Consider the following 21,806-nt stretch of genomic DNA (forward strand, 5'->3'; position numbering starts at 1 on the left):
AATGGACAATGCCGATAAGAAATTGGAAATCGGCCTTGAATCGATTTATGATCGAATTCGAAGACCGATTAAAAGATGTTATTTAAAACTGGCAGTTACACAAAATGTGTTACAGGGTCCACAAATAACTCTACCATAAAGCTAAATTGTTTAACTGAACTAAAGTATGGAGCTGAATTCATTAGTAAAAAGGGGTCAAGTCACTTGCTTCATAATACATTTTCAACTAATCATCACACCTTGTTCTGCACAACTAATTTAGGACACTTTTCTTAAGGAACTTTGCTCATATTCTACTGGTGATAGATCACCGTTAGCTGTATGAAGTCTTTCTAAGTTGTAATAGCGCATATACGCTGTCACATCATTTCTCATATGCTCGCGAGTAAGTTGTGGTACTTTCAACAACCAATCATGTTTTAAGCTGCCGAAGAAGCGTTCAACAACTGCATTATCCCAACAAGCACCAACATCCCCCAGGTAACAAAAGGGGTCAAGTCGCTTGCTTCATAATACATTTTCAACTAATCATCACACCACAACTAAATTAAACAAGGAGTACACAGAAAAGATGCGGTTAAGACGCAAAAAAAACAACACCTCACAGCTGGTGATAGAACATATCAGTCACCAGCGCCCTCCTTTATCTTCTAAAGTGCATAAACAAACCCCGCTAAATCGAATCGAGCTGGTCCCCTTATCTGCCAGTCATCGAGATGACCTAATAAAATACGCCAGCGATATCCGGGTTGCCCAAACTTGTGACCTCCCACACCCATTTCAAGCCAAAGATGCAGATAATATGATTGCAGCGACAAAAAATGCCGAACGCGCAGATTTTGCGATTTTGTATCAGGGGCAATTTGCTGGGGTAATAGGGTTAGGCCAAATGAACCGCGAGTGCTCATCTGCATGGTTATCATATTGGGTTGCACACCCTTTTTGGCGAAGGGGTTTTGCTACACAAGCGTTAGGGCAGTTGAAAAACATAGCAAAAGAAGGCTTAGGTTTGCAGACACTAATAACGGGTGTGTGGTCGCAAAACCCAGCCTCAAAACAAATATTGGTCAAACACGGATTTACAACAGTTCGATGCCATTACAGGGCTGAACACTATCACAATCGCTTTAATCAAGAGCATGTGAACGAAATGGCCTGTCATTTATAATTGCTTGAACCTTAAAGGAGTCCGAAGCAAAGTCCGTTCCAACCAGTGATCCGCACCAGAACTTTACTCCTTAGTTGTTTTGAACAAAGATTCGACACCTTTATCAAAACGGGTAACTCTCAATTTTTCAAATCGAAATGTCAGATCCTGTCTGAACTGATTCAACCTCACACTAATACACTTTAATGTGTTCAATTAAAGCGTTTGCGTAAAAAGCGAATTTGAGAATACTTATACAGTTTCGCAATGCTTTATAGATATGTGAGACTTAAGCAGTGATTCAATTGGGGCACTACTTTAAGTTGTTAGTGCGCCTTACGGGCAAACTTTATTGTCTCTGCACAAAAAAAATTGTGCAAAAGTTCGTCAGTTTGTGATTATTTTATGTGTCTGTTTTTTGTTCGATTGACGGGTGTTTATTGCAATCGTTAGATGTGGCTCTGACATCGCTGATAATCTGGGTATAATAGTCGATTGAGTTTGGTTAGTTGGGTAAAACATGTTGCAATTTGATGTTGTCGTTATTGGTGCGGGCGCCGCAGGATTGATGTGTGCGGCGCAAGCAGGTTACCGTGGACGCTCGGTAGCAGTGCTAGATATGGGCAAAAAGCCGGGCCGTAAAATTTTGATAAGTGGCGGAGGACGCTGCAATTTTACCAATGAAGGGGCATCGCCTAGCAACTACCTGTGCACTAATCCACACTTTGTAAAATCGTGCCTGAGCCGCTATACCCAACATGACTTTATTGAGCTGGTAGACCGCCATGGTTTGGCCTATCACCATAAAACCTTAGGTCAGCTATTTTGTGACAACAGCGCGCAAGATATTGTTGATATACTCACAACAGAATGTGAGTGGGCCGGTGTACAAATATTTTTACGCAACGAAGTGCTGAGCGTGCAGGCCAAAGAACAAGGTGGTTATATTATCACCACCAATGAGCAAACCTTTGAATGCGAGTCGTTAGTGGTTGCCGCGGGTGGTTTAACCATGCCAAAACTAGGCGCAACCCCCATCGGCTATAAAATTGCCGAACAGTTTGGCTTAAAAGTGTTACCGACCATGGCAGCGCTGGTGCCATTTACCTTGCACGAACACGACAAAATACGCTTTGATGGTTTATCAGGTATTAGCATTTTTTGTGAAGTAAGTAGCGAATGCGGCACCACATTCAAAGAAAACATTTTATTTACCCACCGTGGCCTGTCAGGCCCGGCCATATTGCAAATATCGTCATTTTGGCGAGCAGGGCAGGCGGTGACAATTAACCTGTTGCCAGAGCTAAATCTCAGCGAAACCATACACCAATGGCGCACCGAAAGTGCCAGCAAATCGTTGAAAAACGCCTTAGGCGCAATCCTGCCTAAGCGTTTTGTTGAAGTGCTTATAACCGAGCAAGCCATCCCCGATAAAGCCCTAAACCAGCTCACCCACAGTGAAATAGACGCTATTGCCAACTACCTCCACAATTGGCAAATAAAACCCAACGGCACCGAAGGCTACCGCACAGCCGAAGTGACACTCGGCGGCGTAGACACCGATGAACTTAGCTCAAAAACCTTCGAAGCCAAAAAACAACAAGGCCTGTACTTTATCGGCGAAGTGACCGATGTAACTGGTTGGTTAGGGGGGTATAATTTTCAGTATGCGTGGAGCTGTGGATTTGCAGCGGGGCAGGCGGTTTAGGGGTTGTATAGGTAAAACTCGGCATTAAGCTCCTGACCTTCGTCAGGATGACAGTATAGTGGCAAGGGTGACAACATAGTGCAGAAGGCTAGAGTCGCTTAGCTAACTCTTTGCCCGCTTCACTCAACACATACCGCTGTAAACGGCTGGTGGGTTTATCTGGCTGCGTCATCTTAATCAACCCCAACTCAAGCGCGGGTTTTAAATAACGCGCTTGAAACGACTTTCTATCTTTTAACTCAAGCGCCTGTTGTAAAGAGATTCTATCAATTGGCGCAGATTGCCCATCCAATACACGCAATAGCTTTTCGACTTGGGGGGTAACTTGGGGGGTAACTTGGGGGGTATTCTGCCCCCCATGATTTTGTAAGGTTTCTAAAATCACCTGCATCATAAATTCAATAAATGGCGCAGAGTCGGTGGCAAGGTTGCTCGCATTAATTGCTTGGTAGTATTCGTCTTGGTGATTATTAATAATACTTTCAACAGGTAGTTGGCCCAAAATCGGCTGCCATTGGGTTAAAATCAATGTTTGCCAAAGCCTTCCCATGCGACCATTACCATCACTAAATGGGTGTATAAATTCAAACTCGTAGTGAAACACACAGCTCTTAATTAAAGGGTGCTGATCTGTGTTGCTAAGCCAGTTAAGTAGCTGCGACATAAGTGCGGGAACACGCTCGGCCTGAGGCGCCATATGCACAACTTGTGAGCCTTTCATTACCCCAACATTGCCACTGCGGTAATTTCCCGCATCATCAATGAGACCCTGCATTAAAACTTGATGCGCATTAAGCAAGTGCTGAGCATTGCTAGGTTGCCAACTTGCAAAGCGCTCGTAGGCTGCAATGGCATTTTTGGCCTCTAAGATATCTTTAGGCGGAGCAATAACGGGCTTACCTGCCAAAATAGCGGTGATCTGCTCTTCACTCAGCGTATTGCCTTCAATGGCAAGTGAGCCTTGAATGGTTTTAATTTGGTTGATACGCCTAAGCTTAAGCGCTGTTTTTTCTTCAAACGCACTTAAACGACCCACTTGCTCGCTGATCAAAGCCAGCAAGTTGATGATTTTAGGTGTTAGCGTAAAAGGCGGGGTGTAGGGTTTAGCCACCAACTTACACTCTCTTTTTATCCGACGATTGAAAATTAGAAAGAGCCATAAGTACTATTTCCTGCCCCTTGATAGTTTGCATAAACATGCTGATAAACCAGTAAACTCATATTCGGCAATTCGTCATCGGTATAGGCATTGGTTGGCAACCAGTCTAAGCTATTTTTGATCATGACCTTTACTTGCGACTTGAGCTGGGTACTTTCTTGCCAGCGCTCTATGTTGAGTTTTTCCTCTTTGAGTTTAGCTAAGGTTTCTATTGCTACCTTTTTAACTTCTTTTTCTTCTTTGGCAGCATCATGGCACCTGCGGCCAAAAAGTCTTCTTTGCTTAGTGCGCGCTTGCCACGAGGCGTTTCAGGAATACTGGCTTCAATTTGCTCTTTAGCTTGGTCATAGCGGTTTTGGGCGTAGCGTAAAAGAATTAAACCTAGAACTGGGTCTTTATATTCCGCAGCGGTGAGCTTTGAGTTGGCTCGTAGAGCGTTGGCGCTATCCCAAAGTTCAGTTTCTAATTGCTTTATTTCTTGTTGGTTCATGTGTATTTAATTCTCAAACTCAATAAGTGACTTAAATGTCAAAAAATTCTTCGTCTATTTTCTTCAGGTGTAACACCTGTTCATCTCGGCTGCCGATATTGTAACGCAACATAAGCCCAGCTAGCTCTTTTCCGTTGATTAAAACAATACGAGTGCCTAAGTTTTGCGCGGTGTCGACGGCGGCGGCGGTAAAGTCTGAGGTGGTGATAAAAATGCCTTTGTGGGCTTTTTTAAGATTTAGTGCGCCAAAAAAGTCGCGAATATCGCCTGCGCCTATGTTGTTGCCTTCGCTGTAGCGTTTGGCTTGAATATAAATTTGGTCAACGCCCAGTGGATCTTGGTCGATTACGCCATCTACGCCGTTGTCGCCTGTTTTACCCAGTGCATGGGCTGCGCCTTCGCCTGTTCCGCCGTAGCCCATGGCAACCAGTAGCTCTATGAGTAAGTCTTCAAAAAAAGCGGGGGTCACTTTGCGGGTGCGTTCTAGTAGCTCGGTGGCTAGTGCGTCGTTTATTTTTCGATAGGCAGCGCGCAGGGCTTCGTCGGGGGTAATATCGTTGTCGCTATTTGGTGTTTGAGTTGGGTTGCTGGCTGTATTGTTGCTATCAGCGTTGTTATTACTTTTTTGTTTAAACTCAATAAATTCATCAAAGCGGTTAAGGTAGTCGTTGTTGATTTCGGTGCTTTCTTTGAGAGCCTCAATACCGCGTGGCGTAATAGCAAAATGGGCGCGGCGGGTTACATCTAGCAAGCCAGCTTTAGTTAAGTAGGTGCGTGCCCAACCAATGCGGTTGTCTAAAATGCTTTGCTTGCCGCTGGGGAGTGGTTCGTTACGTTCCTGCTCGGTTAGCTTAAACTGCTCGGCAAGCTGTGCTATGGCGTCGCGTAGTTTTACTTCTTGCCCGTTGGCTTTATGCGCCACCTCTAATAACGGCCGCATAAACTGCTGGTAATTGGGGATCACGGTTTGTCCTTAACTGCTAGTGAACGTCCAGAATATGAGAAATCGCCATAAAGCTCAATTGTTACGTTACTTTAACCTTGTTATGGGAACGCAGGTGTGCCGCGCTTATTATGTTGTTTTTTGGTTTAGCGTGTAGGCGCATATGTTTGTGTGGATTAGGTAGGTTAGATCCTGACCTTCGTCAGGATGACGGAGTGGGGGAGGATGACGGTGTTGTTTGTGCTGCGTGACGAGTCCAGAACCGACATCAATAACCCTGAACCAACTGTGTCGCCCTGAACTTGTTTCAGGGTCTCAATGCCTAATAACTCATACTTTAAAAACAACAAGATCCTGACCTTCGTCAGAATGACGGAGTCGGGGCTAGTATGGTTGTCCTGAGTAGGTGGTCTTTGCTGCCTTTTGCTTATACAAAGTGGTGTGTAAATTACGGTTCTGAGCCACGTAACGCTATAAAAGTTATGCTTTTATATATTGCACGGTTAGGCGTCAGCTAAAAATCATCTGTAGTTCAAGTTTTTAATATTTGCTTTATGTAGTGTGTGCTCATCTTTTGAACCAGACTAGGTAAAACAACATGAAAACAAATTTGCTTTTTGCGCTGTTTGCGCTGCTGCCGTTTTTTATCGTTAACGCGAATGAATATAAGCCCGTTAGTATTTCTGGTACTCAAGTGGTGCCGGTACAAGACAGTAAAAACAATCGGCAGTAAGCTGTATATCAAACTGCCTAAAAGTTATAGCGAGAACACCGCAAAACGCTATCCTGTGATCTACTTTACCGATGCATTTTGGCATATGGAGTTGTTATCAGGTGCAACCTATTTTTTACTCGAAGAGGTGATTTTAGTTGGCATTTCATGGCAGACAAACATAGCTGAGCAAGTAAAAGCACAAGAAGGTGCTTATTTCAGTCGTTTTCGAGACTATTCAATTAAGCCTTCTACAGATGAGAGTAAGCAAGCAAAGTATCAATTTGGTCAAGCCAGTGCGCATTTGGCATTTATTCGTGATGATGTGTTTGGCTATGTTGAAAAAGCCTTTCGGACTAAACCACAAGCGCGTAGTTATTTTGGCTTTTCTTTAGGTGGTTTATTTGGCGCAACGGCTCTTATCTATTTGATCAGCAAAGTGATGTTTTAAAAGATAAAAAATTGGGCATCAATGTGTATATTTCTTATGGTCAGCAAGAGCAAAAGTTGAGCGGCCATATTGATGAGTTTGTTACTACCTTAAAAAGTAAACAATACCCTAGTGTTGCAACCATTGAGCATGTGGTGTTCGATTCTGCAGGTCATAGTGATTCGTTCCCGATTATGGGGGGTAAAAGCATAAAGTGGTTGTCTACGTTGAATTGATGCTACTGCTTTCACAAGCGCCTAGTTTTCGTCAGGGAGACGGTGTGTTCAATAGCTAAACTAGCAAACAAGCGCCTGACTTTAGTAAAGGGGACCTACTTTGCTCCAACACCGAGGCGAAAACAAGGCGACGTTTATCAACGTTCAAAGCTAAAAGCTGCACATCATAACAGTCAAAAACATGTTCATTCTTGCAATAAAACCTAACAATCCAAACAACCCACTTTTTCTAAAATAAAAACTAACCGTAAAAGGGTGTTTTTTTTATTGCAATAAAAATGTGAGTACTGAAATATAATTGCTTTTTTTAAATAAAAATTAACGATTTGATGTGGTTTTATTTATGCTGGAAAATGGAATTATTTTGATTTAAGTCTTAATTCATCTCGGTTTTTAAGGGGCTTTATTTTTGTTTTTGAAATTGTTTGTTTTGTTTTTTTATATCTATTTGTTTGCGTCTCGTTTTTGCAATAAAATTGCAATATTTATTTTTGCAATAGTGTTATCCATTTGTTTTTAAATATTTAATGCTGCTTGATTAAAGATAGTTGACTGTAGATTGACAATCATATTAATATTTTTATATTGTTTTGTTGCACAGGCCATTTTAGCTGGCTCATAAAGAACAATAATAAAAAGGAATTAGCAAAGGAATACGGCAGTAAGAGCAGACGTTATCAGTCTTGCTCAACTGTTATTTCTCTAGGAGCGAGGCTATGGGATTAGGAGTAAAACAATGGAATTGATCGGCAAGGCACAGAGTGCCTGTAATTCAACTATCGATGATGTAAATACCGACGATTTGGCTTGTTTTGAGGCGAATACTGATGTTCAAAGAGCCAGTGGTAAACAATTACTCAAGGATTACTTAAAACTAAACACATCGACAACCGCTTTTTTGGAAGAAAAAGCACAGCGAAAAATTAGCGTACAGGTACGCAAGCAATGCCAAGTCGGAGAAACTTTAACTCGCCACTCTGTTTTATATTTAAAAGATCCGAGTTCCCCCTTGCTTTATGCGGAATGTTTATTTGATTTATCGCTACTTTCAGAAACTAAAAAACATGCACTGATCAAGCAAAACCTCACCATAGGCGATATCTTTGGGTGCGAACATTTGCGCAAAGTAGCTTCTCGATACCATAAAGCCCAAGTACATGAGTACGAAAGTATTTTACACGTTGATGGACCCTATTATTTACGCACTTTTGACCTTTATTTTAAACATCTCAAAGTGGCTAAATTGTTAGAAGTTGTCAATGCACACAGCCTTTACCGCGTCCATCAATACGCAACAAATGAGAGCAACGTTTATGCATAATGTGACCTCTATGACACCAATTCAATTCAACGCAGCCATTGACGCTCAAATCAGTGACGATAACAATACTTTGTCTTATTACGCGTTTAATCAGTTGATCCGTGAATATCACGAGGTACTTTCAGAGACTCCTTGCTCTGGCACATTTTTGCTTAGCATCACCCAAAGTGTGCACAGTCTGGCGCTGATGTTGGCATGCTTTGGCCTTAAAAAAACCGCTGTTTTTCGAGCAAATACAAGTGAGATCCCTACTCAGCTTAAAGACTGTGATCAGTTCGAACTCGATGCTAACCAAGTGCTCTGTCGTACCCAAGCTTTTAGCCGAGTTAGCCATGTTACAAGAGACAGTGCGCAAAAAAGCACTGAATCACAAGGTTTGTTGGGGTTTTTGAGTTCTGGCAGTGTTGGCGAACCCAAGGTGATTTTACACCAGCCTACTTCGCTTGTGGCAAATAGCCAAAATGCCCTTCATCTCTTACCACTGTCTTTGCAAGATAATGTACTCATTCCTGTGCCTATTTCTCACATGTATGGCTTTGGTGCCGCTGCATTATCAAGTTTATGCGCTGGTGCATCGGTGTGCCTAACTCAGGGTCTTAACTTATTGAAGTGGAAGCAGATAGAAAAAACTTGGCAGCCAAGCTGTGTATTCTTTACGTCATCTCTACTTGACGCGGTGAGCGCTAAGTTAAGCGATAAACATACGTTAAAGCTAATAGTCACCGCAGGAGATTGTGTTAACACGCGCTACTTAAACGCTTGGGTTAATAAAACCCAGTTTTGGTTGAACCTCTATGGCAGTACAGAAATGGGGGTTATTGGTATCGCTTCTCTTATCAATCAAGGCCTAATGAACAATGAAGCTGAACAAGCTTATTTTACACCTTGTCCTGAGGTTGAAGTTGCCAGCTCCAAAGAGCAACTGCACGTACATCAAGCACACGCCTTTGTTGGTTATTTAAATTCAAACGCCTTGATAGCAATGAGCCCCGCACACCCTCAGTTTCTTAGCGTTGCCGAAAAGCCTTTTAAAACGGGAGACTTGGGGCGTGTCGCAACTGATGGGCGCTTTAGTGTGCATGGCCGAGCAGATTTTAGTGTGAATAGAGAAGGGCGTTTGTTGGCATTTGCTCAGCTAGAAATTGAATTAAAAAAACAAGCTCTGAACCTCAATGTCTCTGTACAAGAATTGGTACTTGTCTGTGGACCGCAAGACAGCAAGGGCAAAACACTGATCGCCTGTTGTGAAGGTGTGGCTGAGAGTCAGTTTAGTGCATTAAAACAAGCGTGGCGTCGTCACTTACCTGCTTATGCTGTGCCGTCGCAAATAAAATTAGTCGACCCCCTACCAAGGTTGGCAAATGGAAAACTCAATCGAAGAAAATTAGAGGAAGTAATTTCACATGTTTGAACAAATCAAAGCCTTAATGGATAAAGAACTCGATATCGATTTGAATTTGGCTTCTTTTGACGAGAATACACCGTTATTTGAAGGCGGATTAGCAATGGATTCAATTGTTTTTACTGAATTTATTTTGTTGCTAGAAAAAGCCTTTAACTTTGAGTATGACGACGATGAACTCACAGTTGAAAATTTTGAAACGCTGGGCGTGATCATCGAACGTATCAATCAAAAGTTAAACTAGCTTAAGCGCTTTACACGCTTACTATTGGCATTCAAGGAGTTGAATATGCAAAGCAAGCCACAACAAGAAGAACAACAAACACACCTCCCACAAGATGAATTACATCGTAGAGGGTTCGTTACTAATTATCCCTCTAGTCGATATTGGAAAAGCAGCTTTAGTCCCACAGTGGCTGCAAATAATCGACTCCATTTGTATATTCATATTCCCTACTGTATTCAACGATGCGCTTATTGTTTTTTTAAGATCACCGAGTTAGCCGACAGCGATCAAGAGCAAATGGATCAGTACGTAGACTATTTATGCCGTGAAATAGCGATGGTTAGCCAAGCGTATGGGTGGCAGCAAAGGCCGGTAGATACCTTGTATTTTGGTGGCGGTACACCTAGCTTGCTCAAGCCCCATCACTTGGAAAAAATACTGGAGCAGCTTAACAAACATTTCAATATGTCTTTGAGTGAATTTGTTTTTGAAGTTGAACCTATCACTTACAACAAATCAAAAGCCAAGCAGCTTAGCCAATTTGGTATCACCAGAATGAGCTTTGGGATCCAATCATTTGTTGATGAAATTGTGAGCAAAACGGGTCGTAAAGACACGGAGAAAATGAATGTAGATGCGATTGGCCGTGCGCTTGATACAGGCGTTACAGTTAACATCGATTTGTTAAGTGGTTTGGAAGGCGAAACCATGGAAACTTGGCAGCATTCAGTAGAGCGGGCAATATCCTTAGATGTTCATGCTATCACTGTTTACAAGATGGAGCTTTATAAAAACTCTAAGTATTTTTCAGCAGTTCGCAAAAATACCATAGTTCTACCCAGTGATAATGAAGAAATCGCGTTTATGCGTATGGCCATGGGGGCTCTGAAAAAGGCCAATTATCAGCCATCGACGTATTTTACATTTACTAAAAACGGTGACTACCCGCAAGGACACATCATTAAGCGTTGGCGAGGTGAAGATACCTATGGCTTTGGTGTCTCTGCATTTAGTTCTCTTGAAAGGGCATATATTCAAAATACCGCCAATACACAAACTTATTTAGACAAAATCGATCAGGGTGAACTGCCCATTGACCGAGGTATGCACCTCAATAGCAAGGAAGTCATTGCGCGCGATATTGTGCTGGGTATGAAAACCTCGCAAATCGATTTGAACGTCTTTGAACATAAGCATGGCATTGCACTGGCATCACCAAGTAATGAAATGCTGCATTTGCTTATTGAAAAAGGTTTTTTAATCATAGAAAACAATATTCTAAAGCTTACGGAGCAAGGGGTAATGTACGGTGATTTTAGTGGCAAGAGTTTGGCTCGCGCTTGGTTAGACACGGGGTATTGATATGTTGATCACTGATGATTTTGTTTTTGTACATATGCCAAAAACGGGTGGGACTTTTGTCCAAAATATGCTAAAGCGGGTTTATCCACATGCCACTGAGCTAGAAACACACCTCTCTTGTAGTGATATTCCAGAGCAGGCCAAAGGTATGCCTATCCTCTCTATCGTGCGTCATCCCATGGACCGATATGTGTCGCAATATCACTTTGGCTGGTGGCGTTTGCACCCCAACAGGTATTGTTCACAGGCGCAGTGGCAAAACATGGGGGTTGATCCAAAAACGATGAGCTTTGGCGATTTTATTTACGTGAGTGATACGTATTTTAAAGGCCATTTTGAGGGGCAGTCGAACGGGTTTGCAAACCGTAAAGCCGATGAGCCTTTGGGATGGCACACGGAACAATTTATCCGTTTCTTCTATCGCGATGCCAAGGAGGTATATGCTGAACTAGATGAACAGAGCATTCAATCTGGGGCATACCAACAAGCTGAATATCCAGTTACATTTTTACATACTGAATCTCTCAATCAGCAGCTTGTTGACTTTTTAAAACAACAAAACTTAGCGCCAAGTCGGGTTGAATTTATTTTGGAACAAGACAAACTCCAGCCCAAAGAAGGCACAAAGCGACCAGCGCAAGATACTTGGCAACCTTATTTCCATAGCGAGTTAGCAACCTTTGTTCGTAACAGAGAACGGTTGTTATTTCAGCGTTTTCCCTATTATCAAAACCAAGTGGGTTGTGACTAAGGCAGTTCAAGTAAAGAGCAAAAGGATTGAAACATGAATAAAAAAATCGCGTTAGTCACGGGTGCGAACCGAGGGATCGGATTGGAAATATGCAGGCAGTTGATCACACGTGACATTCACGTTGTGATGGCCTGTCGGAATTTGGAAAAGGCACAAAAGGCACAGTCTAAACTCGCAAGCCAACTGCCGAATGCGTTGGCGTATACCAGCTTAGTGCAACTTGACATGACCTGTGATGAAGACTTTCAGGCACTAGAAAAAACTTGGTGCCGAGAGGGGATAGATATTTTGGTTAACAATGCGGGGATTTCTCGCGGAGTGACCGACACTGTGCTCACTGAATCTGAAGAAAATGCACGGTTAACCCTAGAAACCAACTTTTGGGGCGCTTGGCGTTTGTCGCGTATGTGTATTGGCTCAATGAAAGAAAAGGGCTATGGAAGGATAGTTAATATCTCAAGTGGTCATGGTACTTACGCCAAACTAGATAGATATAATCCGGGGTATCGCATTTCAAAGTTAGCATTAAATGGCCTAACCAAAATGTTTGACGATGAAGTGAAAGATTATGAAGACATTTTAGTGAACGCGATGACGCCAGGGTGGGTGCGAACGCACTTAGGTGGCTTGCGTGCTGAGCGAAGTGTAGAAGAAGGCGCAGAAACGGCAGTTTGGTTATGTATGACGAATGACAAACAGATCCGCGGTAAACTTTACAAAGACAGAGGAGTTTTTCCATGGTAACACCTTGGATACAATCGCCTTGTCCTGACGACTGGGCTATGAGTCAGCGCCCTAACTTGTTTATTGTCGGTGCCCCTCGCAGCGGTACCACCGCGCTTTATCTGAGCTTAAAGCAGCATCCTGAAGTGAGTCTTTCAGTGTTAAAAGAGCCTCATTTTTTGGCCGATGATTTGCCTATTCAGCCTCACACTTTAACGGATTGGCAGGATTATCAAAGTTTGTTTAATTCGGCTGATACTGCGATTCGTGGTGAAGGTTCTGTTTGGTATTTAAGCAGTCAGCATGCGGCAAAACATATTGCTGCGTTAAACCCCGATGCAAAAGTGATCGTCTTGTTACGCCGTCCTTGGGAGCAAATACAGTCGTTGCACTCTCTTTATTTACGCACGGGCAACGAAGAAGTTGCAGACCTTGAGCGTGCGATTGATTTAGCAGCTGAACGTGCGCAAGGACAATGTTTACCCAGCACGCATTATTTTTCTCACGGACTCAACTACATAGAAAACACGCATTACGCAAAAATGCTGAGCCACTATGGTAAGTATTTAAAACCTGAGCAATTGTGTGTTCTTTTGTTTGATGATTACAGGCAAGATAATCTAGGCACTTTGGCTAAGGTGTGTGATTTCTTGCAGATCAGTCCTTACTCAAACTGGGCGAAAACTCAAAGTGAAGGGCAGCAGCGGGTGCGCTCGATTGCAATAAAACAAATCAAGAACTTAGCACCTCATGTTCGAAATAAAATACACCCCAAACTTGTGCAAGTACATAAGACAACATCAGTCAGCGAATACCGAGCCGACTATTTGGCACATTTTAAATTGCAATTTAAAGAACAGGTGGCGGACTTATCTGATCTACTTGGTCGTGATCTTTGTCAGCTGTGGTATTCATGACGCATGAAAACAGGCTTTATAGAAATGGAAATTCAATGAAAACAGCACATTTAAAAGCATTTAAAGCGTTAAAAAGTCAACACAAAGTGTTTAATCACGAACCGATTGAGCTGGTTTTTAAGCGTATGCTGCAGGTAAAAGCGCCTGAACTATCGCTAGAACAACAAAGTTTTAAGGCGAGTTGGCAACGTGACTTTGACCTTGAAAAAGGCCGATTATTGCAAGGTTTACCTCATGTTTTTAATGCTTTTCACATAGGCAGTACAGCTATTAAAGGTATGAGTGCAAAAAATGTGATTGATATTCTTTTAGTGGTTGATTGTAAGCCCAAAGATGGAGCGCTATTAAATCAGTTAGCCGACTTAGGATATCAAGATTATGGAGTGAGCCCGATATCTAATGATGCCATTTGGTGTTGGCGCATTTTAGAAGAGGTAAGTTATGTCGTTCATATCTGCCAAAGCAACAACCCTTGTATTGCGCTTATCGTGGCGTTTCCGGAGTATCTGAATAACAACAGGCAGGCACAATTAGATTATGTTGCTGAAAAGCAAAGGTTGATTTCGTCTGAGCAAGATCTTTTATCGTATTCAGTATCTAAACTGGGTATCTATTGTCATTTTTTTCAAATGGCTGGTCAGTGGAAAGCAAAGCAACCGGGTGGGGGTGCTCTAATACGCCATGAAAAATCAATCTAATGAGCAGGTTAGCCAGCAGTCAAAGCCATCGGCTAGGCAATTGTTGCGTACCCAAAGTTATTGGGACTTGCTCAAAGCCACTCTGATCACATCTTTGGGGCTTATCGCAGTTTTCAGTGCCAATCTCATAGACACTTATTTTGTGAGTCAGTTAGGTACGAGCGAACTGGCTGCATTGTCATTGGTGCTCCCCATTGCCAATTTACTTTTGGCTTTACTTGTTGGGTTGGGGATCGGTGTCAGTGTGGTGAGCAGTCAGCAAGCTGAGGGTAAACAGAAAGACCAAAACCTCGTACTTTTGTTACTCTCGTTCGTTATTTCCGCTGTGTTAAGTGTTGGGCTGGTCTTCGCTGTGCCTTGGATTCTTAGGCAAATGGGAGGGAGTGAGAGTTTAATCGAGTTAGGTACGGGTTATCTTGTTTTTTGGTTGATCAGTTTTCCATTTTTAGCGATTTGTATGGTTGGCGCTGCTATTCTGCGCGGGCAGAAAAAAATGGCTCAAGCGAGCCGTATTATGGTCGGCATAGCAATAACCAGTAGTTGTCTCGATCCTGTGTTTATTTTTGGTTGCTTGAGTGTGCCTGCGCTTGGGATGGAAGGCGCAGCGATTGCAGCACTGTTCGCGAGGATTGGAGGTGCCGGATATACCTTAATGATCCTGTACAGGTTGCATCAATGGCGACGCTCAACAGATTTGTGTTTTACGCGCTTAAAAGCGGCGGCAAGAGACGTAGCAAAGCTTAGTCTAACCGCCATGTTTAATCGCGTACAAACGCCCATCGCGGCACTTTTTGCTACGGCACTGATGGCATGGCACTCTGAAGCCGCAGTCGCCAGTTTTGGACTGGTGAATGCAATACAAGGTTTTTCAATGGTATTGCTGTCTGCGTTGGCCAATACCATAGGGCCTTATTTGGGTGCGGCGATAAAGCAGCAGCAGGGAGCCCAAGTTAAACAAGTATTGCGTTACACGCTCATTTTTCTATGTGCTTGGGGCGTTTTGAATAGCGCTGTGCAATACTTATATGCAAAGCCTATTACTGGTGCTTTTAGTCGTGATCCAGCCATCGAATATCTTGCTGTTTTTTATATGCAACTCGTACCTATCAGTATGGTTGGTTTGGGCCTGATGATAGTGACAAATACCTTTTATTATGCAGTTAAAAAACCCATGCACTCAATTTATCTCACCATATTCCGCTCTTATGGGCTCTTTTTACTACCGTGTTTTTTAGGACTATTAGTGGCTGATATAAAAGGTGCATTTGTAGGTGTTTTTTTGGGGCAGTGTGTGTTGATCCTGATATGTCTGGCTTTATTAAAGCGGGCGGTATTAGAGATAGAGTCAACGGATAACACACGCATTATGCTCACAAATAAATTTGTCGCAAGTAGTACATGCGAAGTTAATCCTAGACCTTAAGTTAGGTAGGCAAGAACAAAAAGGTAAAGGGTGCAATCGCTATTTTTATTTAATCGCTTACTTGATAGTGCAAGCAGGTAATGCATTGAGCTTATTTTTCAATGAAATAGCGAAGAAATCAAACAAGAGCTCGAACTTCGTCAGAATGACACAGTAGAGATTAGGAACTCAGGCTCCAGCAATACAACCGTTATTGATTACAAATGGTTTTGTTACTCCAACAAAACCACCTCTTGCTCTATGGCAATAAACTGTTCAAGCAGTAGTTGCTTATCTTTGATATCGGTTACTTTCCACGCGGTGGGTTTGAGCTGGGTTATGGGCTTAATAAAGTTGCCAGTTAAATCGTATTGGTTAAGTGCAAAGCTTTTTTTATCAACGCTATAGATAAATTCATTTTTTACCAGTAAGGCGTTGCCGTTTAAGTGCTTTAAGGGAATTGCATCGCTGTGGTTTGGTGCAAGCAAGCGGCTAAATACTTCGCCTTGCGTGGTGCTGTAGATGAGTAGGTTTTGCTTTAACCATGCGTTTTGAACATGAGCAACATCAAGTGACGTAAGTTGGTTTTGCTTGATATCAAGCAGATATAAAGTGTTTGCGGTGTTGTTGATAAGTACCAGCAGCGTGTTGTCTGTCACCCAATTTAGCACCCGATAAACGCGCTTTTGAGTTGTGAGCGATTGGCTGTTGCCAGCTAAATCTGTGATGGCGAGCTTACCGTTGTTGGCCCACGCGATATGGTTGTTATGTGCTGACCATGCAAAGCTTTTTATTGCTGCGCCTTGCAAGTTGGCGGTTAGCTGCGTTTTGCGGTTGTTATGCCATAGCCATAGCTCGTCGTTGCCAGTGCTATTGCTTACAAACACAATGCTTTGCTCGTTTGGGGCAAAGCGCGCTAGGCGCTCTTGCGCTGGCGTGCGGGCAAGGCTTGGATAAGGGGTGGCAACGGTGTGTAAATCATGGCTCGCTTTTTGAGCTAGGTTGTTGGTTACATCTATCAGCGCGAGATCGATGTCTTTGCTGCCTTGTACCGCAACAAGTGTTTGCTTATCTGGATGTGGTGCAACCGATACTAAGCGACTGCTTGGGGTTGTTATTTCACTTACTTGACCATTAAAGGAAATCTTAAAAAGTTGACCGCCATTAACTGCCAGTAAGTGCTCATCTTTAGCTGAATAAATGCCCTTCAGCGGCTCGAACACGCCATTTGATGATGCGTTTTTTAACTGTATCTGCTGTTGTATTGTACCTTGCTCATCGAGCAAGATAAGTAAAGTTTGTGCGTTTTCGGTTTGGGCAAACAGCGCAAATTGCTGGTGCTTGGCGCTGTGATCAAAGTGATAAATGTAGTGGTCGTTAGATGAGTACAAGGTTTTATTGGCTTTGTTTAAATCGTTGTAGTGCATTAACGAATAGCGGCTACCATCAAATTGCAAAAACGCATATTGATGATTTGCCAGTGCTTTTGACGTAGTTAATTGCTGCGCTTGGCATTGATAGCGCTTATGGGGTGTTTGTGGGTTGCTCAGTGCTTGTGCAAAATCTAAAGTGGCCAGTGCCCAGCATTGGCTGCGTGCTTGCGTATCGGTTTGGGTTTTATCACACTCATTATGCGCGGCAAACACTAACTCTCTACCATCGCTCGTAAAGCTTATCGCACCAAATTGCCCTGCATCTGCGCTCAGTTGAACCTCTTTTCCTGTTGCCAGCTCTTTTGCCCAAATGTGGCTTTTACAACTTCCTGCATAGCGATTAAATACCACATACTGAGCATTAGGGCTGTATATCGCATGCGATTCATGGGCATCTGTGCGTGTTAGTTCGCTCAGTTTAGTGTATTGAATGTGCTCGGTGTCGAGCCAAAACAAGGTGATCAGCAATAACAGCAAGGCGCTAAAGACTAAACCAAAAGTTGCAGGGGTTAACTTGAGTACGCGCAGGTGTTTTTTATTTGCTGGTTTTGTACGCTCGCACGGCGCAGGTTGCCACGTTACCTCGCTCAGTAGCCGATACCCTATTTTTGGATGAGTGGCGATAATTTTAGGCGATTTAGCGTCATCACCTAGCTCTTTGCGTAAAATGGCAATGCAGCGCTGCAAGGCATTGGGCACCACCTCTGCACCTTGCCAAACTTGCTCCATTAAAGCTTGATGCGTGACCACTTCGTTACGATGTTGCGCCAATACATACAATACTTTGAGTACTTTAGGTTCCACTTTTTTGTGCTGCTCACCATGCACAATCAACGACTGTGATAAGTCGATTTTAAAATCTTGAATATAAAAAATGGCTGGCTGCATCGTGGTGGTTACTCAAATACATCTGGCCACAGTGTATGGGCTATTGAATTGGCTGTCTAGCTGCTATTAAGCGTGCTTAAGCCGTGTATAAATTTAAATAAGCTTTTAAAATAATCACTTACAATCCATCAGTTAATAATCAGCTTTTTATAAGCTGCGCTTTGTGGTGTGCGCGTTGTTGTTTAGGTTCACTGCCGATGAGTTACATAAACAAAGGCAATATTATGTGGAATAAAAGTAGGCTTGGGGTGTGCTTTTGGGGGGCTGCGTTTTTACTCGTTTTGCTAAGCACAGCCACTTGGGCAGGGCCAAAAGCACAGCAAATTATTAACCGCGCAATCAGCACTTATGGAGGCGCAAAACTCACCGAACTAAACAGTATTACGGTGCGCGATACGCAACTGCATTTTTCACAGTGGCAAAGTGGTCATGTGCTGCAAGGCGATATGGTGAGCTATTTAAATGAGCAGCAATTAGAGTTTGCTATCGACTTTAGTAATCAGCGCAAGGTATTTAAACGGGCAACAACGTATTTGGTCGGTGCTCATAGCTCAAATAGTCCCAGTGTTTTGCATCGGCTCTACAGTGATGGCAAAGGCTATGGCATTGACCATGCTTTAGAGCAAACGATAGCGTCACAGCGGGTGACGTTTGCCAATGCTGACCTTGGGCAAAGCCAGTTGGTCGACACGCTCATTGTTAAACAGTTAAATGATGATAAAGCAGCAAGCCTGTGGAGCGACATCGCATTTATTCAAGGTCAGGCACATGATGTACTCACAGTATTCGCGGGCACAAAGCAAGAATATGTGGTGTACATCAATCAGCAAACCGGCTACCTAGCACGGGTGTTAAAAAGGCAAGGCGGGCAACAGATCAGTTATGATTTTTTAAATCATCAACAAAGCCAAGGGCTTGTTTGGGCAAAGCAATTATTTGCAGGCACTGAAAAAGGGCCGCTGTTTTACTTAAGTGCCAGAGAGGTGTCTTTTAACGCCACAGATAACATGCTGTTTTTGCTGCCAGAGCATTACAAGCCTCGTCCCGCTGTGAGCCCTGTAGATGTGTCAAAGCGCACGATAAGAGCATTGGCACAGGGTGTTTATTATGTTGGGCAAGATTGGTCATACAGCTTATTTATTGATGTAGGAGATTACTTTATCTCCGCAGGCGCTTGGCAAATGGATGAGCAAAGCCAAGATTGGCTGAGTAATGTGGCGTTACTGCGCCAAACAACGGGCAATAACAAACCGATAAAGCAACATGTGATCAGCCATCATCATACCGACCACCTAATGGGGGTAAAAGATGTGCTTGCACAAGGTGCTGCCTTGGTTATGCATCCAAACCACGCAGCTGCCGTACAAGCGCATTTAAATAATCCCCTTCTCGCTGAGCAGCTTATTAAAGTGAGCGAACACGGGCAACTGGCCGCTGGCAAGGTACAGCTATTTGATGTGCCAAATAGCCACGCGAATCACAACCTAGTTATTTACTTGCCTGAGCATAAGCTATTGTTTACAGAAGATATGTTTGGCAGCAGTTTTAAAAAGGCCTTTAACTCGCCTAGCAATTGGCCCGATGTAGATACATATCACCGGCTTGCGGTACTGATGGATAAAATGGCTGAGCTTGGCATTGAGGTTGAGCAGCTTGTGTCATCGCATCATTATCGCGTGTCAAACAAAGCGGATATTGAGCAGGCAAAAGGTATAAAATTGCAGTCAAAGGAGTTGCTGTTAAAAAGATTATTTGCAACAAATTAAGCAGGTTACCGTGATAACAAGCGTGTATTTGCGCAAAATATTATTTATTTGAGATGTGAGATTCTGAAACAAGGTCGATGTATGGACTCCACCACACTAAATGGTAGTGGGGGGCGTCAAAGCAAAGATGCTTATAGATGAAAAAGCATACCGTAATAGCGTTAGACTATTTATTGCATGACCACAGTCACTAACATTGGTAATCAGCTTGTAGGTAATAAAAATGGCGACCAAGGTCGCCATTTTTGCATGAATGAAATTTTAGTTTTGAAATCAATTACTCAGCGGCTGCGCGCCTTTGCTTAAAGTGCTCTTTGATGGAGCGAATGGGGTAAGTGCATAGAGCGCCTACGGCAATAATGTTGCATAACCAGCCCACAGTTTTGAATAAAACACTCAAATTGTGATAATCGTAATAACCCCTTGCGATTAGTTGCATCCCTAGTAACCCCATATACACAATTGTCGTGTACATGCAGATGCGTGCCGTAGGAGAATAAGTACAACCTCTAACTAAGTGCAAGCAAACTAAGGTCATAGCAAAAGCAAACTGTACTATTACACCACTAGTATAAAACAATTTTATGTGCTCTACTTTTTCCATATTGAGTGAAAGAATAAACTTGTCAGTTTGCGAACCAACGAGATGGAAAATAAGCATACAAAATGCTGTTAAAAAGCATGAGTAGAGTTCATGCTGCTGGATGGATTTTAGATCCTTTTTCACTCCGAAAAACAGTTTCCAACGCATTCTATAAAATTTATGTAGCCAAAACAAAACGATTAAAAATTCAACCCCAATCACTACCCAACTGATAGCAAAAAGAAACTCATTCATGCTTATTTAATCCTTTATAAATTGTAAATCTATTAGCAGTTACATGTAAATAACGTAGGCCAATAACTGCCATTAACTTGCTTCGGCTCTACTGTAGTTCCGGGCACGCCACCACCAACTAGCTTTGCTCTATCCTTTGATAGCTCTTTGAGTTTTTTAGCTTTGATATTTAATTTAATTGAGGTTTTCATTATCCAATTCCTTATCTCTGGTATACATTCCTCACCTCACTGCCCAATATTAACCCTTGGTACACAATATAGCAACAAAATAATCAACCTAATTTTGGGCTAACGGTTTGGTTTGTATGAAATTATTTATATTCTCATACCTAGTGCGATAACATATTCCGCATGTTGGCAAAGTTATGGTACTTTTTTCGGCGGCGCTGAACAATTAATTTAGTTAATTAGTAGCACTTGTCGGATATGTTTATTGATAAGCTTTATTCAACAATAAAATATATTGCATTCGTTGCGTTGATAGAGAATGTATGCGTTATGCTGTTTATTTATAAGTATATTTATGTTGATTTAATCAATTAAAGCATAGGGAAGGTAGGGTGTTGTACGTGCGCACCGCGTTTTTTAGGTGAGTGTAGAGTGTGTGAGTTTATAGAGGTTTTGAAACAAACAGAGAATAGCAAAACAAGGTCAGAATGACGAAGCAAGTTCAGAATGAGAAGCCCAACACGCAAGACGGCACAGCCCAAACAACACTTGCCGTCTTCCTGACGAAGATCAGGATATCTTAAGCGAATGGCATGATATTGTTGCTCACGGTTTAAATAACCTCAAATGGTTGGCGTTGCTCAGCAAAGTGAATATACGTTAGTCACTTCACGGGCATTTACTATTTCAATGCACATATCTACACCTGAGGTTGATAAAAATACAACACTTTCACATGAGGCTATTTTAGTAAGATCTCTAGCTGAGGCTGGTAATGTTAGCGGAATGCAGCCGCAATGCCTTCTCGTTTACAACTCTTGCTCTACCATGGTTTTTATTTTGAGTGCTTTTTCAAAGTGATCGAGCTGGTGGGTGTGTATCCACCATGTGGCTGCTTCCATGAGTAGTTCGGGATCACTGTTTTTATTAGAAAAGAACGCATAAAAAGACAAGCCGACATTATCGCCTTTGTAGGCAATTTTACTGTTACAGACTTCGATCATTCGTGCTTTTAGACTGGCTCTCATTGAGAGTCCTTACTTTTGGAGAGTTGATGATGCTCAGTGTAACATTCATCGTTAAG

The 21,806-nt window shown here is 42.6% G+C and carries 23 protein-coding genes and 1 pseudogene; 15 read left to right on the forward strand and 9 right to left on the reverse strand.

What is annotated here, in order from left to right; translation table 11 throughout:
- Nucleotides 1-258: 258 nt before the first annotated feature.
- A pseudogene (locus HC733_RS00005) lies at nt 259-480 on the reverse strand (integrase core domain-containing protein); the annotation flags it as partial.
- A 91-nt stretch (nt 481-571) separates the two neighbouring features.
- Between HC733_RS00005 and HC733_RS00010 the strand changes: the two are divergent.
- Complete coding sequence (locus HC733_RS00010) at nt 572-1,168, forward strand: GNAT family N-acetyltransferase (RefSeq protein WP_190363018.1); 597 nt, start codon at nt 572-574, stop codon at nt 1,166-1,168.
- A gap of 499 nt (nt 1,169-1,667) precedes the next feature.
- Complete coding sequence (locus HC733_RS00015) at nt 1,668-2,855, forward strand: NAD(P)/FAD-dependent oxidoreductase (protein WP_190363019.1); 1,188 nt, start codon at nt 1,668-1,670, stop codon at nt 2,853-2,855.
- A gap of 88 nt (nt 2,856-2,943) precedes the next feature.
- Here the strand turns inward: HC733_RS00015 and HC733_RS00020 are convergent, their stop codons facing one another.
- The 4 genes from HC733_RS00020 to HC733_RS00035 all read right to left on the reverse strand — a co-directional run bounded on the left by HC733_RS00020 (nt 2,944) and on the right by HC733_RS00035 (nt 5,468).
- Nucleotides 2,944-3,966: a Fic family protein gene (locus HC733_RS00020; protein WP_190363020.1), complete on the reverse strand. Its 1,023-nt coding sequence runs from the start codon at nt 3,964-3,966 to the stop codon at nt 2,944-2,946.
- Nucleotides 3,967-4,001: 35 nt separating this feature from the next.
- The gene (locus HC733_RS00025; RefSeq protein ID WP_190363021.1) at nt 4,002-4,139 is read right to left on the reverse strand and encodes a hypothetical protein; all 138 of its coding nucleotides are present in this window, start codon (nt 4,137-4,139) and stop codon (nt 4,002-4,004) included.
- Nucleotides 4,140-4,228: 89 nt separating this feature from the next.
- Nucleotides 4,229-4,504, reverse strand: coding sequence for a type I restriction-modification system subunit M N-terminal domain-containing protein (locus HC733_RS00030; RefSeq protein ID WP_190363022.1), 276 nt, complete (start codon nt 4,502-4,504; stop codon nt 4,229-4,231).
- 31 nt (nt 4,505-4,535) lie between these two features.
- Nucleotides 4,536-5,468 carry a restriction endonuclease gene (locus HC733_RS00035; protein ID WP_190363023.1) on the reverse strand — a complete coding sequence of 311 codons (933 nt, stop codon included), beginning with the start codon at nt 5,466-5,468 and terminating at the stop codon, nt 4,536-4,538.
- Between the two features lie 577 nt (nt 5,469-6,045).
- On the opposite strand from HC733_RS00035, the gene HC733_RS23365 reads away from it, so the two are divergent.
- The 12 genes from HC733_RS23365 (at nt 6,046) to HC733_RS00085 (ending at nt 15,648) form a co-directional block, all read left to right on the forward strand.
- Entirely contained in the window at nt 6,046-6,180 is a 135-nt protein-coding gene (locus tag HC733_RS23365) for a hypothetical protein (RefSeq protein WP_274602005.1), read from the forward strand.
- 55 nt (nt 6,181-6,235) lie between these two features.
- A complete protein-coding gene (locus tag HC733_RS23045) occupies nt 6,236-6,610 on the forward strand; it encodes an alpha/beta hydrolase-fold protein (protein ID WP_342365968.1) in 375 nt (124 codons plus the stop codon).
- Between the two features lie 23 nt (nt 6,611-6,633).
- On the forward strand, nt 6,634-6,825 hold the full coding sequence (locus tag HC733_RS23050) for a hypothetical protein (RefSeq protein ID WP_238937383.1): 192 nt from the start codon (nt 6,634-6,636) through the stop codon (nt 6,823-6,825).
- Nucleotides 6,826-7,561: 736 nt separating this feature from the next.
- Nucleotides 7,562-8,146 (forward strand): hypothetical protein, encoded by a 585-nt coding sequence (locus HC733_RS00045; RefSeq protein ID WP_190363024.1) that lies wholly within the window; start codon nt 7,562-7,564, stop codon nt 8,144-8,146.
- Nucleotides 8,147-8,156: 10 nt separating this feature from the next.
- On the forward strand, nt 8,157-9,557 hold the full coding sequence (locus HC733_RS00050; protein ID WP_190363025.1) for an AMP-binding protein: 1,401 nt from the start codon (nt 8,157-8,159) through the stop codon (nt 9,555-9,557).
- Nucleotides 9,550-9,792, forward strand: a complete 243-nt coding sequence (locus HC733_RS00055) for an acyl carrier protein (protein WP_190363026.1) — start codon at nt 9,550-9,552, stop codon at nt 9,790-9,792. The genes HC733_RS00050 and HC733_RS00055 overlap by 8 nt, the downstream gene beginning before the upstream one ends.
- 45 nt (nt 9,793-9,837) lie before the next feature.
- Nucleotides 9,838-11,136: a coproporphyrinogen-III oxidase family protein gene (locus HC733_RS00060; protein ID WP_190363027.1), complete on the forward strand. Its 1,299-nt coding sequence runs from the start codon at nt 9,838-9,840 to the stop codon at nt 11,134-11,136.
- Between the two features lies 1 nt (nt 11,137).
- Nucleotides 11,138-11,887: a sulfotransferase family 2 domain-containing protein gene (locus tag HC733_RS00065; RefSeq protein WP_190363028.1), complete on the forward strand. Its 750-nt coding sequence runs from the start codon at nt 11,138-11,140 to the stop codon at nt 11,885-11,887.
- A 33-nt stretch (nt 11,888-11,920) separates the two neighbouring features.
- Nucleotides 11,921-12,631, forward strand: a complete 711-nt coding sequence (locus HC733_RS00070; protein ID WP_190363029.1) for an SDR family NAD(P)-dependent oxidoreductase — start codon at nt 11,921-11,923, stop codon at nt 12,629-12,631.
- Nucleotides 12,625-13,527 (forward strand): sulfotransferase family protein, encoded by a 903-nt coding sequence (locus tag HC733_RS00075; RefSeq protein ID WP_190363030.1) that lies wholly within the window; start codon nt 12,625-12,627, stop codon nt 13,525-13,527. The genes HC733_RS00070 and HC733_RS00075 overlap by 7 nt, the downstream gene beginning before the upstream one ends.
- Nucleotides 13,528-13,562: 35 nt before the next feature.
- Nucleotides 13,563-14,225: a GrpB family protein gene (locus HC733_RS00080; protein WP_190363031.1), complete on the forward strand. Its 663-nt coding sequence runs from the start codon at nt 13,563-13,565 to the stop codon at nt 14,223-14,225.
- Entirely contained in the window at nt 14,209-15,648 is a 1,440-nt protein-coding gene (locus HC733_RS00085; protein WP_190363032.1) for an MATE family efflux transporter, read from the forward strand. Before HC733_RS00080 ends, HC733_RS00085 begins: the two co-directional genes overlap by 17 nt.
- A gap of 212 nt (nt 15,649-15,860) precedes the next feature.
- Here HC733_RS00085 and HC733_RS00090 read toward each other — a convergent pair whose 3' ends face one another.
- Entirely contained in the window at nt 15,861-17,948 is a 2,088-nt protein-coding gene (locus HC733_RS00090) for a winged helix-turn-helix domain-containing protein (RefSeq protein ID WP_190363033.1), read from the reverse strand.
- 224 nt (nt 17,949-18,172) lie between these two features.
- Here HC733_RS00090 and HC733_RS00095 point away from each other — a divergent pair, with 224 nt between their 5' ends.
- Nucleotides 18,173-19,714, forward strand: coding sequence for a hypothetical protein (locus HC733_RS00095; protein WP_190363034.1), 1,542 nt, complete (start codon nt 18,173-18,175; stop codon nt 19,712-19,714).
- A gap of 277 nt (nt 19,715-19,991) precedes the next feature.
- On the opposite strand, the gene HC733_RS00100 is transcribed toward HC733_RS00095, so the two are convergent.
- The 3 genes from HC733_RS00100 to HC733_RS00110 form a co-directional block, all read right to left on the reverse strand.
- On the reverse strand, nt 19,992-20,552 hold the full coding sequence (locus HC733_RS00100; RefSeq protein ID WP_190363035.1) for a hypothetical protein: 561 nt from the start codon (nt 20,550-20,552) through the stop codon (nt 19,992-19,994).
- A 32-nt stretch (nt 20,553-20,584) separates the two neighbouring features.
- Nucleotides 20,585-20,743 carry a hypothetical protein gene (locus tag HC733_RS00105; RefSeq protein ID WP_190363036.1) on the reverse strand — a complete coding sequence of 53 codons (159 nt, stop codon included), beginning with the start codon at nt 20,741-20,743 and terminating at the stop codon, nt 20,585-20,587.
- A gap of 788 nt (nt 20,744-21,531) precedes the next feature.
- Complete coding sequence (locus HC733_RS00110) at nt 21,532-21,750, reverse strand: DUF6500 family protein (RefSeq protein ID WP_171627022.1); 219 nt, start codon at nt 21,748-21,750, stop codon at nt 21,532-21,534.
- Nucleotides 21,751-21,806: the final 56 nt, after the last annotated feature.

Source organism: Pseudoalteromonas sp. S16_S37 (assembly GCF_014694405.1).
In the GTDB taxonomy this organism is placed as follows: Bacteria; Pseudomonadota; Gammaproteobacteria; order Enterobacterales; family Alteromonadaceae; genus Pseudoalteromonas.

Coding starts and splice junctions, on each gene's coding strand:
- HC733_RS00105 (WP_190363036.1), bottom strand. CDS start 20,743: ATGAAAACCTCAATTAAATTAAATATCAAAGCTAAAAAACTCAAAGAG.
- HC733_RS00110 (WP_171627022.1), bottom strand. CDS start 21,750: ATGAGAGCCAGTCTAAAAGCACGAATGATCGAAGTCTGTAACAGTAAA.
- HC733_RS00030 (WP_190363022.1), bottom strand. CDS start 4,504: ATGAACCAACAAGAAATAAAGCAATTAGAAACTGAACTTTGGGATAGC.
- HC733_RS00025 (WP_190363021.1), bottom strand. CDS start 4,139: ATGATCAAAAATAGCTTAGACTGGTTGCCAACCAATGCCTATACCGAT.
- HC733_RS00015 (WP_190363019.1), top strand. CDS start 1,668: ATGTTGCAATTTGATGTTGTCGTTATTGGTGCGGGCGCCGCAGGATTG.
- HC733_RS00095 (WP_190363034.1), top strand. CDS start 18,173: ATGTGGAATAAAAGTAGGCTTGGGGTGTGCTTTTGGGGGGCTGCGTTT.
- HC733_RS00080 (WP_190363031.1), top strand. CDS start 13,563: ATGAAAACAGCACATTTAAAAGCATTTAAAGCGTTAAAAAGTCAACAC.
- HC733_RS00055 (WP_190363026.1), top strand. CDS start 9,550: ATGTTTGAACAAATCAAAGCCTTAATGGATAAAGAACTCGATATCGAT.
- HC733_RS00075 (WP_190363030.1), top strand. CDS start 12,625: ATGGTAACACCTTGGATACAATCGCCTTGTCCTGACGACTGGGCTATG.
- HC733_RS00070 (WP_190363029.1), top strand. CDS start 11,921: ATGAATAAAAAAATCGCGTTAGTCACGGGTGCGAACCGAGGGATCGGA.
- HC733_RS00050 (WP_190363025.1), top strand. CDS start 8,157: ATGACACCAATTCAATTCAACGCAGCCATTGACGCTCAAATCAGTGAC.
- HC733_RS00100 (WP_190363035.1), bottom strand. CDS start 20,552: ATGAATGAGTTTCTTTTTGCTATCAGTTGGGTAGTGATTGGGGTTGAA.
- HC733_RS00045 (WP_190363024.1), top strand. CDS start 7,562: ATGGAATTGATCGGCAAGGCACAGAGTGCCTGTAATTCAACTATCGAT.
- HC733_RS00060 (WP_190363027.1), top strand. CDS start 9,838: ATGCAAAGCAAGCCACAACAAGAAGAACAACAAACACACCTCCCACAA.
- HC733_RS00085 (WP_190363032.1), top strand. CDS start 14,209: ATGAAAAATCAATCTAATGAGCAGGTTAGCCAGCAGTCAAAGCCATCG.
- HC733_RS00010 (WP_190363018.1), top strand. CDS start 572: ATGCGGTTAAGACGCAAAAAAAACAACACCTCACAGCTGGTGATAGAA.
- HC733_RS00065 (WP_190363028.1), top strand. CDS start 11,138: ATGTTGATCACTGATGATTTTGTTTTTGTACATATGCCAAAAACGGGT.
- HC733_RS00090 (WP_190363033.1), bottom strand. CDS start 17,948: ATGCAGCCAGCCATTTTTTATATTCAAGATTTTAAAATCGACTTATCA.
- HC733_RS23365 (WP_274602005.1), top strand. CDS start 6,046: ATGAAAACAAATTTGCTTTTTGCGCTGTTTGCGCTGCTGCCGTTTTTT.